A 16204-nucleotide genomic window follows, 5' to 3' on the forward strand; every position below is an offset into this window, starting at 1 on the left:
TTGGAAAATAGTCTGACTTATGTCGCACAATGAGATTCTGGTAGTAATGTTTGAAATCTCGGAAAGCGCTCTGATGAAAGCAAATGATGATAGTCATTATTTCACTGAGCGAGAGCTTCGATATAACAAGAGGCTTTTTGGTATTGCAGATAAGCCGCTTATGCCATTCTGGTTCAAAAACCAGACAGAAATCATCAACATCACAGAATACACTGGTCATAGACATGGGAGCCTCCGGTTAGCTATCTGTGGATTGCAACCGAAAGATAGTTAAACCACTGGGGTTCCCTTGTCTTTTCTTGCATCGAACTCACGTCGTTTAATACTTCCGAAACAACACCCTGACTGCCGATCTCTGGCAGTTCGGCCTGAGTCAGGCCATGCTGGCGCATTAATTCTTTGATCAGGGCAATTGCCCCAGCCTGTTGGTCCCACTGGGAAAGCACGGGATCTGTCTGGTATTCGTAGTGCTCTATTTTCTGGGCGATCATGCCCAGAAGGAGATTTCTGGGATCATTCGGGTTATCGCCGATGGTTCTGTACAGCAGTTCCGTGGCATCAAGGGCCTATTGATATTCGTTGTCTTTATTGATGCCTTCCAGAAAGGGGGCAACTTCCAGTAAATGGTGAAAACGCCGTGTTAATTCGGCCATGCCTTTTGAACCGTTCAGGTTCACAGACTTCCTCCTTTCCGGTAGCGTTTGGTGATTTTATCGTACCCCTTGTGGTCAACAATGTGCTTTACAAAGAGCTTCTGATTCATAAAGTAAATAATGCCAATAGCCGGATGTGGTTACCGGCAATATCGATGACATAGGCATCTTTGTCATAAGGAAACGCTCTGCCGTTTTGAAGACCTGCTGTAAGGAATGAATATCCACTAAGTTGCTTTAATTCAATTCCTGGTAGGCTTCCATAATGGCCCCGGTGTGCTGCGGGTACTTTCTTGGCGCTTCAGAGAACTTTCGCTTTGCAATGATATGCATTGTTAACCTTATATCTCAATTTGAGATTTTGCAGTTTTTACCGTCAATCCTTTTGGTATTTCAAAGTAGTTCAGATAAAGCCGCTGTTCGTTACCCGTTGTCGGAGCCGCTCAGTTAGTTATCCAGGCTGGATCTATGGGGGGTGGTGATGTTTTTCTGTTGGATATGGGCGAACCCGTTAGAATTGCCGATTTGGCAAGACATATGACTCGATTGTCTGGTTTTGTTGAAAAGAATGTTGATAATCCAGAGGGCGATATTGAAATCCAATATACTGGTTTGCGCCCTGGTGAAAAGCTTTATGAGGAGCTTTTGATTGGCGACAATGTCAGTGAGACCCATCATCCCTTGATATACCGAGCGGTGGAAGAGAGTTCTGACTGGGGGATACTGACTCAGGGTATTGAAAGGATACTGCTCTCAATAGAGCATCATGACTATGATAAGGCAAGAGGCATTATGGTTGATTTCGTTTCGGGTTTCACTCCGGACAGTATCCTGGTTGACTGGCTGTGCCAGCCCTCTGCTAAAAAAGTAGGTGACAAGAAATCTCACCAGCTTGAGACTGCTTAACAGTAGCTGCTATGTTTTGGTTTTTTTATCTTTATAACCAGGCAAGCTTCTCCACGGAGTACAATTTATATGCCCGATGAAATCAGGGGGAGTTCACCTGAGAACATTCAGAATAAGTGGGTGATACAACTATGTCATGGCTATGACATGCCTTTTCATGATGTTGCCCGTCAATACGTTGCTTTATTTTCCGGAACGGAATATAAGGTTGCCACAGTATTTTTGACGGGTAAAAAAAATAAACAGGTCGCAGGGCTTGTCGGTTCCGATGAGGTAGTGTTTCTTGAAAATACCTCAAAAGATATTCGAGGCCTGAAGTTAAAGCAAATTCGTCAGGTTCGTGAACTGTGTTCCAAACGACATTACGAGTTTTGCATAGCCCACCGATTCAAGTCTGTTTATATTGCAACTCATGTCCCCAATTTGTTTGTTATCGGGGTTCAGCATGCCTTTGGAGGCTATAAGCGTTGGGGTAGGAGATTTTATACTCAGAGACAGCAGAATAATCTTGCTTTGATTGGAGTCTCTAATGCGGTAAGGGATGATATTCGCGCTTGTCTGCCAAATTTTCCGGAAGAAAATATTGTCACACTCTATAACCGGATTGATATTCAACAGCAAAAGTCTTATTTGATGGCTCGGGAAGAGGCAAGGCGAATTTTGAACCTGCCGGATGATGCTTTTGTTTTTGCCAATGTAGGCAGATTGCATCCCGACAAAGATCAATCAACCCTTCTTAAAGCGTTTGCCCTTATTTGCAAAGAGCATCCAAAAGCACTGTTGGTGATTGTTGGCAAGGGGCGGCTTGAAGAGTCGTTAAAGGCAGAAGTCAAAACGTTGGGTATAGAAGAACAAACTCGTTTTACAGGCGTGATCCCCGATGCGGGAAATTACTTTCGGGCGTTTGATAGCTATATTCTCACATCGGATCATGAACCATTTGGCATGGTTCTGCTGGAAGCAATGATGGCAGGCATTCCAATTGCAGCCTGCAATACCGGTGGGGCACCCGAAGTGGTTGGCAATACAGGCATGACTTTTGATTTAGGCGATTTTTCGGAGCTTGCCAGAGCAATGCAAAAGATGCTGTCCATTAATAGTGAGCAAAGACAAGTGGCCGCCCAGGCCATGGAGAACAGGCTGACAAGTCATTTTTCAGATGAAGCTGTCCGTGTAGCATTTTGGCAACTTCCTTTTGTCCAACCATTTTCTGGGTAGGGTTTGACCCTGCTGTGGAGCTTAGACATTGAAGCTATTGTTACTGGTTCAGGATGAACAGCGTATAATTCTTGATCGATTTTATGCAGAGATTGCCAGTCAGTTTGATGAAGCGACGATTATGCGCCTGTCGTCAGAGGAACAGACAAATCTGAAAGCTTATTTTGAGCGGCAGATAAAATGTGAAGATTATGATCGCATAGTGCTGTTTCTGCGTTTCAAAAAAGAGATCCGACAAGTGGCTTTTCTGAGAACCATCCCGAATCTCGTTTTTCTTGAGCACGACGCCTACCAGAACTACAGCAAGAGTAAATACAAGGGCACGTTTTCACGGCATTACAAAAAAATTCCGTGGGTTCGTGTTCTGTCGTCTGGTTATACGGTTTCTCAGAAGCTACAGGCTGAAGGTGTCGATGCTGTTTTTGTTCCCAAATGTTATGACGATGTGTTAATCAAAAACCATCACCAGGTTAGAGATATTGAGCTGGGTTTTATCGGAAGCATAAAGAATAAAACCTACACCCAAAGGAAGGTATTTCTTGAGCAGCTTTCAACCAGAGAGCCTTTGCTGATTACACGCACAAAATCAGGTGATGATTATGTTGCCACTCTTAATCGAGTAAAGTTTTTTATCAGTGCTGACATCGGAATGGGTGAGTATATGATAAAAAACTTCGAGGCAATGGCGGCAGGCTGTGTTGTTCTGGCCTGGGATCAGGGGGAAGAGGAGAATAGAGTTCTTGGCTTTAAGGATATGGAAAATATAGTACTTTATCGGTCTCTTGATGAGTTGCGAAGCAAGCTTCACGCACTTCGGTTGGATGAAGAAAAAACACAGAGCATCGCCGCAAGTGGTCAGCAACTCGCAGAGCAGGAGTATACTTACAAAAGGGCTGCAAGCCGGTTCGCAACTGCGCTAATACCTCCTTTGAGAATACCTTGTAAAAAAAGAGTGTTGTTTTTTAATCAATATTCTTATAGTTGACAACTCTTTCATTTTAAACGACAGTAATGCCGTTTTTGTGGTTTATCAAGTCTTGTAGTTTTTGGGTGCCCCAGTGTTAAACATTTCCCCCGTGAAATTTCCAGAGGATGTCAGCTTTTTTACAAAATTGATGACATTGGGTTTGTTGCTCATACTCGTAGGCAGTTTCATACCTATTTCCAGTAAGTTCGGGAATAATATATTTTATATTCTCGTACTACTGCCATTCCTGATCAGTTTGGCGACAAGGGAAAGAACGAATTATTGTTTGGGTGTTTTGGCACCTTGGTTTTTTGGCTTTGTTGCTGTGATGAGTGTATTTGCATTCCAGCAGGAACCTCTTAAGGCCGTTAAGTATCCTATCTATTTAGTGTGTTTCTGGTCTGTCATCAGTTCTCTTGTAGCAAGGCAAATAATTAATCCTGATAAACTCGCTCTCTGGATGATGGGGTTAAGCATTACTTTCAGCGTGGCTTTGTTGTTTATCCACTTTGTAGTCAATGCGGAGCCATTATCCGTTCGTCCGAATTTTTGGGAAACCTTTCGTTTTGGCAACCCTATTCATGTCTGCATGCTGTTGGTATGTTTCACGGTGACGGGGATTATGGCGCTTCCTAAACGTTTACAACCAGTACTAGGCAGTATTGTTATTCTATTGATTCTCGTTATACAAAGTTTATTTCAAACAAGAAGTGGAATTGCCGGGTTATTGGGTGCTGGTGCCTTTTTGATTCTGGTGTTTGCGTCGAATAATTTCAATATTGGCAAAGCTGGAATCATTGCAGCTTTGTTAGTAGTGATAGGTGGTGTGCTAATTAATCAAATGAATCTTTTTGATGTGCTGATGGCAAGAGGTGATAGTTATCGGTTAGAGCTTTATAGGATCGTCTGGTCTGAATATCTGGATTGTAATTTACTGAGCGGTTGTGGGTATGGCTATGAGTTCAAATCCACCCTGAGTGGTGGGCACCCTATTGCGCATCCCCATAGTATTTATTCTTCGTTGCTTGTCTACCTTGGGCCGCTCAGCCTTACTGCCTTATTGGCTCTGCAATTGAGGGCATTTACTGCCAACTGGAAGATTATGTCGCCCTGGTTTTATGGTGTGGCTGCTTCCTCCGCATTTTTCCTGCTGGATGGGAAAAATATTTTGGATAATTTGAATATCACATGGATTTGCCTGATTCTTCCTCTTGCCATTATTGATGGCCAGACCAGAATCAATCAGGAGTCGAACAAATAATGGGAAGTATTTTTAGTAAAGACAGCAATGTTACTTTAGTGATAACCAGCTGTGGCAGATTTGAGCATTTGCAGCAAACACTGGAGTCGTTTATCTTGTATAACACCTATCCAGTGAGAGAGATCATAATTACTGAAGATTCTGGTGATGAATCTGTGCGGGATTTTCTGCCTGAAAGTATTCGTGACCGGGTTCAGTTAATTATCAATAACCCTAAGCTTGGGCAAATCAAGTCAATAGACTTGGCCTATTCAAAAGTAACGACAGATTATATCTTTCATTGTGAAGATGACTGGTCATTCTATCGGCCGGGTTTTATCGAAGACTCTATGAGTGTGATGGATACCGATAAAAAAATCATTCAGGTGTGGTTGCGAAGTTTTCATCACGATATTGCTATTCATAGCCCTTATCACTTTTTAAAGGAGCGTAAGCAGGTAAGTGATGTTTACTATTACCCGCTTGGCTCTGAAAAAGAGGACTGGCAGGGATTCTCGTTTAACCCGGGGCTTAAGCGGGTTTCTGATTATACAGGGATAAAGAGCTATTCGTCTTTTCCCAGCGAGAAAGAGCTGTCTCGACATTATGCTCAGTTGGGTTACTATGCAGCCATTTTGGAAAATGATGCGGTTTTGCATACGGGCTTTGGTGAGCATGTAGAGGATGTTAGGGAAAAACAGAAAAAGCGTAAACGCAAGTATAAATCTCTTCTGGTCAAACTGATGCTATCAATTTTCGGGTTTGCATTAGGACTTTTAATAAATAGCTAATTTTTTATCCTCAGGGTAATTCTTAAGATTTAACATTTTGTGTATTTGAAAAGATTAAAAATATGAAAAATGTAGACCTGATAAATCCTGTTTCTGTAAAAGACACTACTCACGGCAGAGTAATGGTCGTTGCTTCTGGGCCATCTGTATCTGGTATAGATTTTAATAGATTATCTGGGTTTGATTTCTTTATGGTAAATGGTTCAATTTTGGCTTTACCAGAAGATAAAAGATATAATTACTACTATGCAATTGACGACCATTTTGTTCTGGAAGAAAGGACACAATTAGTTATTGATGCGATAAGCAATGCCAAGATATCTTTTGTTTCCAAGATGATATATGAAACGCTTAGTAAAAATTATTACGGAGATATAAAAGGGAAAAGAATATGTATTATACATCGCTATGATACTGGTATTGATGGGGGATTAAATCCATGGTTGCAATTTTTTAAAAGTTTTTTTTCAAAAGAAGTTCTTCAGAGTCCAAGGGGGTTAGTGAGTGCGAAGTTTAGGAAGTTGGGCTTTTCACTAGATCTTGAAAGAGGGTATTTTTCTGCAAGAACAATTCCCTATGTTGCTGCGCAGATATCTTGTTACCTAGGTTATTCATCTATATATTTTTCCGGTTTGGACTTGGCTGGGTCTAATCGATTTTATGAGTCAGGCTCTAATGCAATAGCATCAACATTAGACGAGAGTTTTGATAGATTTATAGTGCCATCATTCAAGTTTTTATCAAAAGTGAGTCAACTTAAAAATATCAAATTTTATAATCTATCTATTAATAGCCGACTGGATAACAGTATTTTAGAAAAGAGGTCGGTGAGTGATCTTTATAGTTAGCCATCTTTTATTTCTGCTCTAAAAATATCATTTTTTTATATTGTGAGGTTTATCTGTGAATATTAATTTGCTTGATTGTACTCTTAGGGATGGTGGTTATTACAATAATTGGGATTTTGAGGCTGATCTTGTTAATAAATATTTGAAGGCAGTTTCTGAAGCAAAAATTGATTATGTTGAACTTGGGTTAAGGAATTTTCCTAAAGATACATTTCTCGGACCTTTCGCGTACACGACGGATATGTTTCTTAATTCTCTAGAGCTGCCTGAAGGTCCTACCTATGGCGTGATGATAGATGCAAAAACAATTTTTGACTCAAAATATTCAGTAAGAGAGTCCGTAGATAAGCTTTTTTCTAACTCAAGTGATAGTAAGGTTGATCTTGTCCGTATTGCAGCTCACTTTGCTGAGGTCGAAAAGTCCCAAGAAATAGTAAAGATTTTGAAAGAAAAAGGTTATTTAGTTGGCTTTAATTTAATGCAGGCAGGGGGGAAACCTGACTCAATTATAGAAGACAAAGTCGGGCAGATAAAAAATTGGGGAAGGGTTGATGTTCTTTATTTTGCTGACTCCTTTGGTAATATGGATCGCAAAGAGGTGCAGCGCATAGCTCGATGTATTCATAAAATCTGGAAGAGTGAAGTTGGTATACACACACACAACAACATGGCTAAGGCTCTGGACAATACATTTTCTGCTATCGAGGCAGGAGTCAGTTGGTTAGATGTTACTGTAACAGGGATGGGCAGAGGAGCGGGAAATGCTCAGACAGAAAATCTGTTGGCAGCCTTTTCCAAGATTTCTGATAAATATTCTGCTGATCCGGTTTATGAGCTAGTGATTAAGTATTTCGATGTTATGCAAAAACGATATGGGTGGGGCAGTAACTTGCTATATTTTATTGGGGCTCAAAATGATATTCACCCAACATATGTACAAAAGTTAATATCTGATGATCGGTATGGGCCTGACGAGATTATCGGTGCTATTAAATACCTCAGTAAGGTAAAAGCTTCCAGCTATACAGGGCAATTGCTTGAAGAGGCTCTTGAACTAAATGCTCCTGAAAATCCATTAAGCGGGAGTGATCTGCTGAAAAATAGATTCGAAGGTCAGAAGGTATTAATTGTTGGTAGTGGGCCAAGCATTATTAAGTACAAAGATGGTATTGAGGATTATATTAAGGTAAACAACCCTGTAGTTATAGCAATAAATATAAATTCAGATATTGATGAGAAGTTAGTTGATTTTTATTGTGTTTCACATAATGCAAAGTTTCTTTCTGAACAGAGTAAGTATTTAAAGATTAAAACACCTTTGATATTACCAAGGCATAGATTTACGGAACAGGAGTTGTCTGCAATTAGTTCAGAGTCGGAAATATTTGATTACGGTTTGGTCGTAGATGCTAATAGATTTGAGGTGCTGGATAAAAGCTGTAGAGTTCCTTATGAAATTACTGCTGGTTACGTTATAGCTGTAGCAATTAACGGTAATGCAAACTCAATAGAACTTGTTGGTTTCGATGGCTATGATGGTCATGATCCCAGACAATCTGAGATGCTGGATATTTTTGTAAAGATTAATAATTTTAATTTTGATCTAAATATCGTGGCACTGACACCTACCAGCTATCCTGTTAGGCAGGGGTCAATTTATGCACCAAATATATGATTATGATATTTATGTTTTTGACTGTGATGGTGTTGTTTTTGATTCAAATGAATTGAAGTTAGATGCTATGCGCAGAGCATTGTTTGATTTTTCTGACAGAGAGGTAGAGCAGTGTATTGGCTACTTTTCAGAAAACTTCGGTAAGTCCAGGTATCATCATGTTCAGTATTTCTTGGATCATATTTTACAGCAGGGTCCTGAGTTTAGTGATTCTCAATATAATCATATTTTGAACGAGTATAGTAAGCAATGTAAGAATCTATACACGTTAGATCGTTTATCACCGGGCTTTATTAATTTTGTTGATACTTTAAAATCTCCTTTGTATATTGCTAGTGGCTCTGATGAGTCTGAGTTAAGAGATGTTTTTAAAACTCTAAATATTTACAGCAAGTTTGTTGAAGTTTATGGCTCACCGGAAACGAAGTCTAATAATATCAGGAAGATTGTAAATAATAGCGGGTCAAAAAAAATAGTAATAATTGGCGACTCTTTTTCCGACTTGGAATCTGCTGAAGAAAATAATATAGACTTTATCTTCTATTCCCCTTTTTCAAAAGTAAAAGATATTATGAAAGGAGTCTGTTCTCAAAAACAGTATTTGATTATTGATAGCTTTGAGGATCTTTAAATGCATAAAAAATATGCAATTGTAATTCCCGCAAGATATAAATCCAGTCGATTCCCTGGAAAACCACTGGCTGATATTAATGGAAAAACGATGATTCAGCATGTGTGGGAAAAATGTACTCAAGCTGAAGATAAATCACTTGTCTATATAGCTACTGACGATGATCGGATTGAGGAGGTGGTGACCGGGTTTGGGGGACAAGTTATTCGTACGTCACCAGATTGTTTGACAGGTACAGATCGTGTTGCTGAGGCTAACTTGCAACTAGAAAAAGATTTTATCATTAATGTTCAGGGTGATGAGCCAATGATCAATCCTGATGATATTGTGAGAGTACGTGAACGCTACCTTCAAAAACCAGATTTTGTCATTAATGCCTATACTAGGATTCAATCTGAGGATGTATTTTCTACAACGATACCAAAAGTTGTAGTTAGTAAAACTGGAAATTTGCTTTACATGAGTAGGTCAGCCTTGCCAATGTCAAAGAATGGTAACGTTTGTCTTTCTTATAAACAAGTTTGTATCTATGCTTTTTCAAAAGAACATCTTCATTTCTTCCTGAGTCATCAGGAAAAAACGCCTTTAGAATATATTGAAGATATAGAAATACTGCGATTTCTTGAAAATGATATCAATGTAAATATGGTCGAAGTTGATAACTCCAGTATGGCTGTTGATACGCCCGAAGATTTAGAGGGTGTTAGATTATTAATGAGCACAAGGTAAGTTTATACCGATGAATACAATATCTATGATGATGATCTTGAAAGTTGGGGTTTCAGGCATAAAACGGTCTATCACGGCAAAGGTGAATACGCCCGTGATGATGACAAAGACGTTATTTACGAGGTTCATGTTAACAAAATCGGGGTCATATATGGTCCGCCCCGCTTTGCAAGGATAAGTTTTCCATCATGACTAAAGAGTAATGCTTCCACTCTCTTAATAAAGAATCCGGCCTTTGGGGTGAGGTCTCAATGCCTCTGGCCCTGATGGAATCCGCTCACTCCCACCTCATCAGGTCTTCGGCCTCTATGGGCCCTGACCCCGGTCAGGTTCAAGGGAATGCAGGTCTTACCTTTTATGCCATCATTTGAACTTTATCCGCGCAACTCGTTGCAGGCTTCTTACACTGATTAACCGCTCTTGCTTTTCTTGTCTAACGACAAATGTTTAATAGCTTGATGCCGATGCTCATGCTGCTGCCCTGTAGGGTTCTTTCTTGGTTAACACAGCCCAGGCAATGCGAGCATTTTTATTGGCAACAGCCACCGCTGATATATTCTTGCCCCTGCGCTGGTCAAGCTCTTTAATCCAGTTATTACGTCGATCGTCGTGTTTATCGGCTACCCTGACAACGGTTCTGCCACCGTGTATCAACAGGGTTCGCAGGTAGGTATCGCCCCGTTTACTAATCCCCAGTAAAGTGGGTACGCCACCGGTAGACTGTTGTTTGGGTACCAGTCCAAGCCAGGCTGCCATTTCCCGACCATTTTTAAATGCTGTTATGTCACCAATCGCTGCATACAGCGCTGTTAAACCATTTTCAGCATCTTCCAGAACCAGTGGGATCTGTTTACGGATATAGGATATTCCCTTTGGAACTCCGTACTCCATTAATAACCCTCTTATCTGGTTACCCAATGCTGTTCTTCTGGCCACAGCCTGGCTGCGTATTCTATGCAGGCTCTGAATGTCCTGTTGCTCAATAGTTTTAGTGGGTACAAAGCGCATATTGGGACGTTGCATGGCTTCAAAATGGTTTCAGCATCAGCAGCGTCATTCTTGTTTGACTTTACATAGGGCTTCACAAACTGGGGAGCCATAATGTGAACGTCAAGCCCCAACTCGGTAAACTTACGACACCAGTAGTGTGAGCCACCACAGGCTTCAATGCCAATAGCACATTCAGGCAAGTTGGCAATAAAGGGTAAAAGCACCTTACGGTTGAGTTTCTTTTTGATGACCACATTGCCCTTGGAATCAACGCCATGAAGCTGGAAACTCTTTTTGCTCAAATCAATTCCGAGAAATGCCACCTGACCTTTTTGCTGAGATCCTGATTTGTTATGCTTGCCCATGGTTCGCTCCGTTTCTTATTATGAATGATGTCTGCACAACTCATTTTATCCTGGTTCATTTGAAGCCGTTTTGGGAGCGGGGCGAACCATCCCATTAGGTCTTTCTTTGTGCACAACTTTTGTCGTATATAAAGATAATAAAGAAGGCATTTTCACAATGTAAGGCATGCCTCAAATTCCCCTTTCTAATCTTAACAACTCTACTCTCAATTTCTTACTTGGCTTATAAACGATAGAATTTTACACAAAGACCTGAGTCCTTTTTGTTGACCACGCTTTTAGTCCCACTCTTCGAAAGTAAGTGTGCCAGAACGTAGGCCATCAGGAGCATTCACAAATCATCGAAAACAGGGCTCATCCCATGGGTTAAACAGCTCAGCCTGGCTCTGTCGCATATCATCGATGTTCCGGGTAACCACTGTGCAATTATGGACTAAACCTGTCACTGCAATTAACCCATCAATAGCTGGTATTGGGGTGCCCGCCAGTTCGGCTTCGGCTTGAATAGCACCCCATTTAAGGGACACATCTAAGTCCACTGACAGGATTCGGTGTCTAAATCTGTCTTTAAGGTCAAACTCCAGCCAGTTGCGCAATTTTCTTCGCCGGGCAGGGTCTTTATTTTTTTCGACTCCTTTTTCAATCTCTCCCAAAGTTAATACACAAAGGTAAAGACTTTGTTCATCCACACTTCCTAACCAATCGATCACTTGCGGGTTTGGTTTTTTTTTGAACGCTTCGGATAATACGCAGGTATCGAGTAGATATTTCACAGTTCAATATCCCTCGGCATCTCTTTGTCTCTGGTAAACTCTTCTGTCTCTGTGGTGCCTGCAAAAGGTGAGCTGCGTAAAAAGTCAACCAGGTTGTTTTCAGGCAGGACCATTCTCTGGTAATCATCGTAAGAGATCACCACCACTGCGTTATCACCGTGTTTGGTGACAAATTGAGGGCCTTCATTACAGGCCTTTTCTACTATGTGACTGAACTTGCTTTTTGCTTCCTGGAGTTGCCACTGGTTTGCCATGATAAGCCCCTTGTAATTGATGATGACTTGAAAAGACTAGTCTGACCAGATTTCAGCGTCAAGGTAGCCCGCAAGCTGTTCCAGGAACGAAACCGGGGGGCAGGTCTTGATGGCGACAGGCGAAGCCTGAGAATGTGGGAGGTTCTGTGAACTGAAATCATTCGTTGAAATCCAGTGGGTTCGACTCCCACCCGGTAAAGATTAACCATCAGCCGGAAGCGAGTTTTGCTTAGTCATGGGTAACCTTGGCTTTGAAGCGTAAACAGCAGGTACTAAAGCCGCGGGATTGAGCTCCGAAATTGACGCTTTGCTGGAGGCCTTGTTGTTCAAGAGGTGGGGCCAGCACTGAAATGTCGATTTGGTGAGACATAATCAGTCTGGCCGGAGTCAGAGACCGGGGCAAAGGTACAGGATGGATTTCTCAGGAACCTGCGAGATCCAGTGCTGACCTGAGTTAAGTAGCCATTGGTTCTATGGCTGAACAGAACCTGGTCGTTGGGTTTTGCTTCAGGCCCGGCGAAGCAAATATGAAGCAACTCTCAGGAGTCCGGAAGCGAATCCATAAGTGACCGGATAGTAGGTACTGGAAGTCTTAGTGTCCCATAGTACTGATGACAACGGGGAACTCTGCTCAGGAGGACCCGGACGAGGAAAGGGGACATCATAGTTGTTGAACCGTTTGTGGGAAACACAAGAGGTACATTGAAACCTTATGTTTGTGTCAACGAAACAGAGACGGATAGCCACACTGGCCAGAAACAACCGAGCCATGGCTTTCACCTCGCTAAATCAATACATGGACTACAACTGGCTTTTACAGGCCTATCAACTGGCCCGCAAGGATGGCAAACCGGGGTCGGTTCTTTCATTATGCATAACCACCGTCGTTTTCATGAAATACCTGTGTGCGCGGTGAGGATACTTGTGGGTGGGCGTGATGGGTTGTGAGGTTTGAGGGACATAGTTGCTTGTTATTTTTTTGCGGACTATTATGAATACACCATAATTCTCAAAAAAGGTGTATTTATGTCCTCCCATGCAAGAACTAATATCGTCATTGATCAGGATTTGATGCGTGAAGCCCTCGAGCTTTCAGGCCTTGGCTCGCGGCGTGAGCTTGTGAACTATGCCTTACAGGAGCTGGTGCGCAGAGAAAAGCAGAAACAAATCCTGTCGTTAAAAGGGAAGGTCGCCTGGGTTGGGAATCTTGATGATATGAGAGAAACCCGCTGAATGGATATTTTGGTTGATACCAGTGTCTGGGTTGATTTTTTCAATGATGTTGAAAACCCGCAAGTGCACTATCTTGTGAAGTTGTTACAAGAAGGTCGGGTTGCCACCTGTCCGGTGATACTTATGGAAGTGCTCCAGGGTATTCGGGCAGACGATGAATGCAAAAAAACGGAAAGTTATCTTTCGCCACTTGCCAGTTACTCGATATCAGATCAGCTGTTTATTGATTCTGCCATGCTGTATAGAAGTGCCAGAAAGAGAGGTATTACTGTTCGTAAAAGTGTGGATTGTCTTATTGCTGTCACCGCGATTCATTATACTCTCCCTCTCTTGCACAGAGATCGCGATTTTGATGCTATTGAAAAGTGCTCAAAGCTGATTTGTGTCAACGCGAGTCAGTATTAAAATTCTTCGACACCACACCATACAGAATCTTAAAAAATCAATGACCGGCTGAAAGCAGAAAACCGTTCTTAAACAAATTGCATCGGAAGGTTTATCGCCCATGGGGTGCTTATGACTCCATCGAAACTCTGTGACTCCGTGCCTCCGTGGCAAATAACCTCTATGAATTTAATACCTGTCATTATGTCGGGCGGCTCCGGCAGTCGCCTCTGGCCCCAGTCCCGTTCTTTATACCCAAAACAGTTTCTGCCGCTGGTTAATGAGCAAACCATGTTGCAGAACACCGTCTCCCGATTAGATGGCCTGGATTCGGTTTCTGCTCCTTTGGTCATTGCCAATGAAGAACACCGCTTCCTGGTGGCAGAGCAAATCCGCCAGATGGGTCGGCAGGCTTCAGCCATTATTCTTGAACCTGTCGGAAAAAACACGGCACCGGCGGTGGCTCTGGCGGCCCTGAAAGCTCAATCCCTGTCTGAAGAAAAAGACCCATTACTGCTGGTATTGGCGGCGGACCATGTGATTCAGAATGTTCAGGCATTTCATCAGGCTGTTGAAGCTGCATTACCGGCGGCAAGAGATGGCAAGCTGGTGACCTTTGGGATTGTGCCTACTCATCCGGAAACGGGCTACGGGTATATAAAAGCCTCTGTTAGCCACGGAGAGCCGATGAATGTTCCCGACAACATCGGCACTTCCGCCATCCCTGGCGGTCGCACGGAGGCACGGAGAAAAGAAGAAAAGCTTTTAAAAGAAAACTCCGTGTCTCCGTGTCTCCGTGGCCAACAATCGTCTTGTATGCCTGTTGAGCAATTTGTTGAAAAGCCCGATCTGGAAACCGCTCAGGGTTATCTGGCCTCAGGTGACTATTATTGGAACTCCGGCATGTTCCTGTTTAAGGCCTCCCGCTACCTGGAAGAGCTGAACAAGTTCCGCCCCGATATTCTGCAAGCCTGTGAAAAGGCGATGGCAGTTGAGAGCACTGATCTGGATTTTGTTCGATTGGATGAAGCCGCATTTCATACTTGCCCGGATGAATCTATCGATTATGCCGTGATGGAAAAAACCACCGACTCCGTTGTCGTTCCTCTTGATGCGGGTTGGACCGATGTAGGCTCCTGGACATCGTTGGCAGATATCTGTGAAAAAGATGAGTCCGGTAACGCTTTTCAGGGTGACGTTCTGTTGCAGGATACCCGCAACACCTATGTGCGCAGTGAGAAAAAACTGATTGCTACCGTGGGTGTTGAGGATCTGATCATCACCGAAAGCGATGATGCCATTCTGGTGGCCCATAAGGATCGGGTGCAGGATGTTAAAAAGATCGTTGACCGACTGAAGGCAGAAAACCGGATTGAGGCAAAACTGCATCGGAAAGTTTACCGCCCCTGGGGGGCTTATGACTCCATCGATATGGGCGACCGCTTCCAGGTTAAGCGCATTACCGTTAAGCCGGGGGCACAGCTCTCTTTGCAGATGCACCATCACCGTGCCGAACACTGGATTGTGGTCAAAGGTACCGCTTTGGTCACCAATGGTGATCAGGAAATTCTGCTGACCGAAAACCAGTCCACCTATATCCCCATTGGCGTGGTGCATCGGTTGGAAAACCCGGGCAAGTTTGACCTTGAATTGATTGAGGTGCAGAGTGGTGGGTATCTGGGTGAGGATGATATTGTCCGGTTTGAGGATTCCTACGGTAGGGCGTGATTGTCGCTTCCCGCTAAGGAACTGTCCTGAAATAACTTCCACATTTCCGATGTTATCCAGCAAAGAAAAAAACTTGCCACGGAGTCACGGAGGCACGGAGAAAAGAAAAAATCTTTTCCTCTGTGACTCCGTGCCTCCGTGGCCAAAAAGAGGAAGTTGTTCAGGGATAACTCCTAAGGTCAGGACGCTCATTGTCTTATCTCCCTATCCGGAGCTTCTGGCTCAGGTACAATCTGAACCTGCAGAGTTACCTTCAGGTTCTCACGCAATGCTGAAAATATACCGGCCAGATTATCCATGCTGGGGTTTCCCTTGCCCGATAACATTCGATGCAGGCTTTTACTGGATTTTTGGGTAGTATTCGCCAACTGCTCGAAACCGACAGTGGCATTGACAAGGTCTCTTAGTATTATTCGGGCTGCATCGGGCTCACCGTTAAGGAAGAGGGTTGCGGCTTATGTTACTTTTGGCAAGGAAAATCAGGGTCAGGTTAGGGAAAAATCATGAAAGACCATTAGAGGCCTTATTGTCTGGCAAAAAGCGATTGAGCTGGTTAAGGATGTCTATCACTTTGTGACACAGCTGTCGGTTTCTGAGCGTTATAACCTGTCTGACCAAATGAAGCGTTCGGCTGTTTCGGTACCTTCCAATATTGCAGAAGGTACTGGGCGGGGCAGCAACAAAGATTACTTAACGTGAGTTCGATGCAAGAAAAGACAAGGGAACCCCGGTTGTTTAACTAACGTGAGTTCGATGCAAGAAAAGACAAGGGAACCCCGGTTGTTTAACTATCTTTCGGTTGCAATCACCGATCAACAG

The 16204-nt window shown here is 42.8% G+C and carries 16 protein-coding genes and 5 pseudogenes; 15 read left to right on the forward strand and 6 right to left on the reverse strand.

What is annotated here, in order from left to right; translation table 11 throughout:
• Both J7439_RS23435 and J7439_RS23440 read right to left on the reverse strand, forming a co-directional pair.
• Nucleotides 1-226 (reverse strand): annotated as a pseudogene (locus tag J7439_RS23435) (IS982 family transposase); the annotation flags it as partial.
• A gap of 16 nt (nt 227-242) precedes the next feature.
• Nucleotides 243-491, reverse strand: a complete 249-nt coding sequence (locus J7439_RS23440) for a hypothetical protein (RefSeq protein ID WP_209204478.1) — start codon at nt 489-491, stop codon at nt 243-245.
• 597 nt (nt 492-1088) lie between these two features.
• On the opposite strand from J7439_RS23440, the pseudogene J7439_RS23445 reads away from it, so the two are divergent.
• The 10 genes and pseudogenes from J7439_RS23445 to J7439_RS27345 all read left to right on the forward strand — a co-directional run.
• Nucleotides 1089-1559, forward strand: a pseudogene (locus J7439_RS23445) (polysaccharide biosynthesis protein); the annotation flags it as partial.
• A gap of 69 nt (nt 1560-1628) precedes the next feature.
• Entirely contained in the window at nt 1629-2777 is a 1149-nt protein-coding gene (locus J7439_RS23450) for a glycosyltransferase (protein ID WP_209204479.1), read from the forward strand.
• Between the two features lie 37 nt (nt 2778-2814).
• Nucleotides 2815-3762, forward strand: a complete 948-nt coding sequence (locus J7439_RS23455) for a glycosyltransferase family protein (protein ID WP_209204480.1) — start codon at nt 2815-2817, stop codon at nt 3760-3762.
• A 238-nt stretch (nt 3763-4000) separates the two neighbouring features.
• Nucleotides 4001-5005 carry an O-antigen ligase family protein gene (locus J7439_RS23460; protein WP_209204481.1) on the forward strand — a complete coding sequence of 335 codons (1005 nt, stop codon included), beginning with the start codon at nt 4001-4003 and terminating at the stop codon, nt 5003-5005.
• On the forward strand, nt 5005-5775 hold the full coding sequence (locus J7439_RS23465; RefSeq protein ID WP_209204482.1) for a glycosyltransferase family 2 protein: 771 nt from the start codon (nt 5005-5007) through the stop codon (nt 5773-5775). The genes J7439_RS23460 and J7439_RS23465 overlap by 1 nt, the downstream gene beginning before the upstream one ends.
• Before the next feature lie 62 nt (nt 5776-5837).
• Nucleotides 5838-6623 (forward strand): WaaZ-like lipopolysaccharide core biosynthesis protein, encoded by a 786-nt coding sequence (locus tag J7439_RS23470; protein WP_209204483.1) that lies wholly within the window; start codon nt 5838-5840, stop codon nt 6621-6623.
• A gap of 55 nt (nt 6624-6678) precedes the next feature.
• Nucleotides 6679-8298 (forward strand): hydroxymethylglutaryl-CoA lyase-like TIM-barrel protein, encoded by a 1620-nt coding sequence (locus J7439_RS23475; protein ID WP_209204484.1) that lies wholly within the window; start codon nt 6679-6681, stop codon nt 8296-8298.
• Nucleotides 8282-8929, forward strand: a complete 648-nt coding sequence (locus J7439_RS23480) for an HAD family hydrolase (protein WP_209204485.1) — start codon at nt 8282-8284, stop codon at nt 8927-8929. The genes J7439_RS23475 and J7439_RS23480 overlap by 17 nt, the downstream gene beginning before the upstream one ends.
• Nucleotides 8930-9658: a 3-deoxy-manno-octulosonate cytidylyltransferase gene (kdsB, locus tag J7439_RS23485; protein ID WP_209204486.1), complete on the forward strand. Its 729-nt coding sequence runs from the start codon at nt 8930-8932 to the stop codon at nt 9656-9658.
• Nucleotides 9659-9793: pseudogene (locus tag J7439_RS27345) on the forward strand (IS1595 family transposase); the annotation flags it as partial.
• Between the two features lie 333 nt (nt 9794-10126).
• Here J7439_RS27345 and J7439_RS23490 read toward each other — a convergent pair.
• From J7439_RS23490 to J7439_RS23500, 3 genes and pseudogenes are all read right to left on the reverse strand, one after another.
• Nucleotides 10127-11013, reverse strand: a pseudogene (locus J7439_RS23490) (IS110 family RNA-guided transposase).
• A 338-nt stretch (nt 11014-11351) separates the two neighbouring features.
• Nucleotides 11352-11786, reverse strand: coding sequence for a type II toxin-antitoxin system VapC family toxin (locus tag J7439_RS23495; RefSeq protein ID WP_209204487.1), 435 nt, complete (start codon nt 11784-11786; stop codon nt 11352-11354).
• On the reverse strand, nt 11783-12040 hold the full coding sequence (locus tag J7439_RS23500) for a type II toxin-antitoxin system Phd/YefM family antitoxin (protein WP_209204488.1): 258 nt from the start codon (nt 12038-12040) through the stop codon (nt 11783-11785). The genes J7439_RS23495 and J7439_RS23500 overlap by 4 nt, the downstream gene beginning before the upstream one ends.
• A gap of 1026 nt (nt 12041-13066) precedes the next feature.
• Here J7439_RS23500 and J7439_RS23505 point away from each other — a divergent pair.
• From J7439_RS23505 to J7439_RS23520, 4 genes are all read left to right on the forward strand, one after another.
• Nucleotides 13067-13273 (forward strand): type II toxin-antitoxin system VapB family antitoxin, encoded by a 207-nt coding sequence (locus tag J7439_RS23505; RefSeq protein ID WP_209204489.1) that lies wholly within the window; start codon nt 13067-13069, stop codon nt 13271-13273.
• Nucleotides 13274-13678 (forward strand): type II toxin-antitoxin system VapC family toxin, encoded by a 405-nt coding sequence (vapC, locus tag J7439_RS23510; RefSeq protein WP_209204490.1) that lies wholly within the window; start codon nt 13274-13276, stop codon nt 13676-13678.
• Nucleotides 13679-13755: 77 nt separating this feature from the next.
• Nucleotides 13756-13812, forward strand: a complete 57-nt coding sequence (locus J7439_RS27350; RefSeq protein ID WP_502950440.1) for a hypothetical protein — start codon at nt 13756-13758, stop codon at nt 13810-13812.
• 28 nt (nt 13813-13840) lie between these two features.
• Entirely contained in the window at nt 13841-15385 is a 1545-nt protein-coding gene (locus tag J7439_RS23520; RefSeq protein ID WP_502950441.1) for a mannose-1-phosphate guanylyltransferase/mannose-6-phosphate isomerase, read from the forward strand.
• Between the two features lie 188 nt (nt 15386-15573).
• On the opposite strand, the pseudogene J7439_RS27355 reads toward J7439_RS23520, so the two are convergent.
• Nucleotides 15574-15840 (reverse strand): annotated as a pseudogene (locus tag J7439_RS27355) (helix-turn-helix domain-containing transcriptional regulator); the annotation flags it as partial.
• 70 nt (nt 15841-15910) lie between these two features.
• Between J7439_RS27355 and J7439_RS27360 the strand changes: the two are divergent.
• The gene (locus tag J7439_RS27360) at nt 15911-16084 is read left to right on the forward strand and encodes a four helix bundle protein (RefSeq protein ID WP_353623113.1); all 174 of its coding nucleotides are present in this window, start codon (nt 15911-15913) and stop codon (nt 16082-16084) included.
• Nucleotides 16085-16204: the final 120 nt, after the last annotated feature.

This window comes from Salinisphaera sp. G21_0, from assembly GCF_017744115.1.
Taxonomy (GTDB): Bacteria; Pseudomonadota; Gammaproteobacteria; order Pseudomonadales; family Endozoicomonadaceae; genus Endozoicomonas.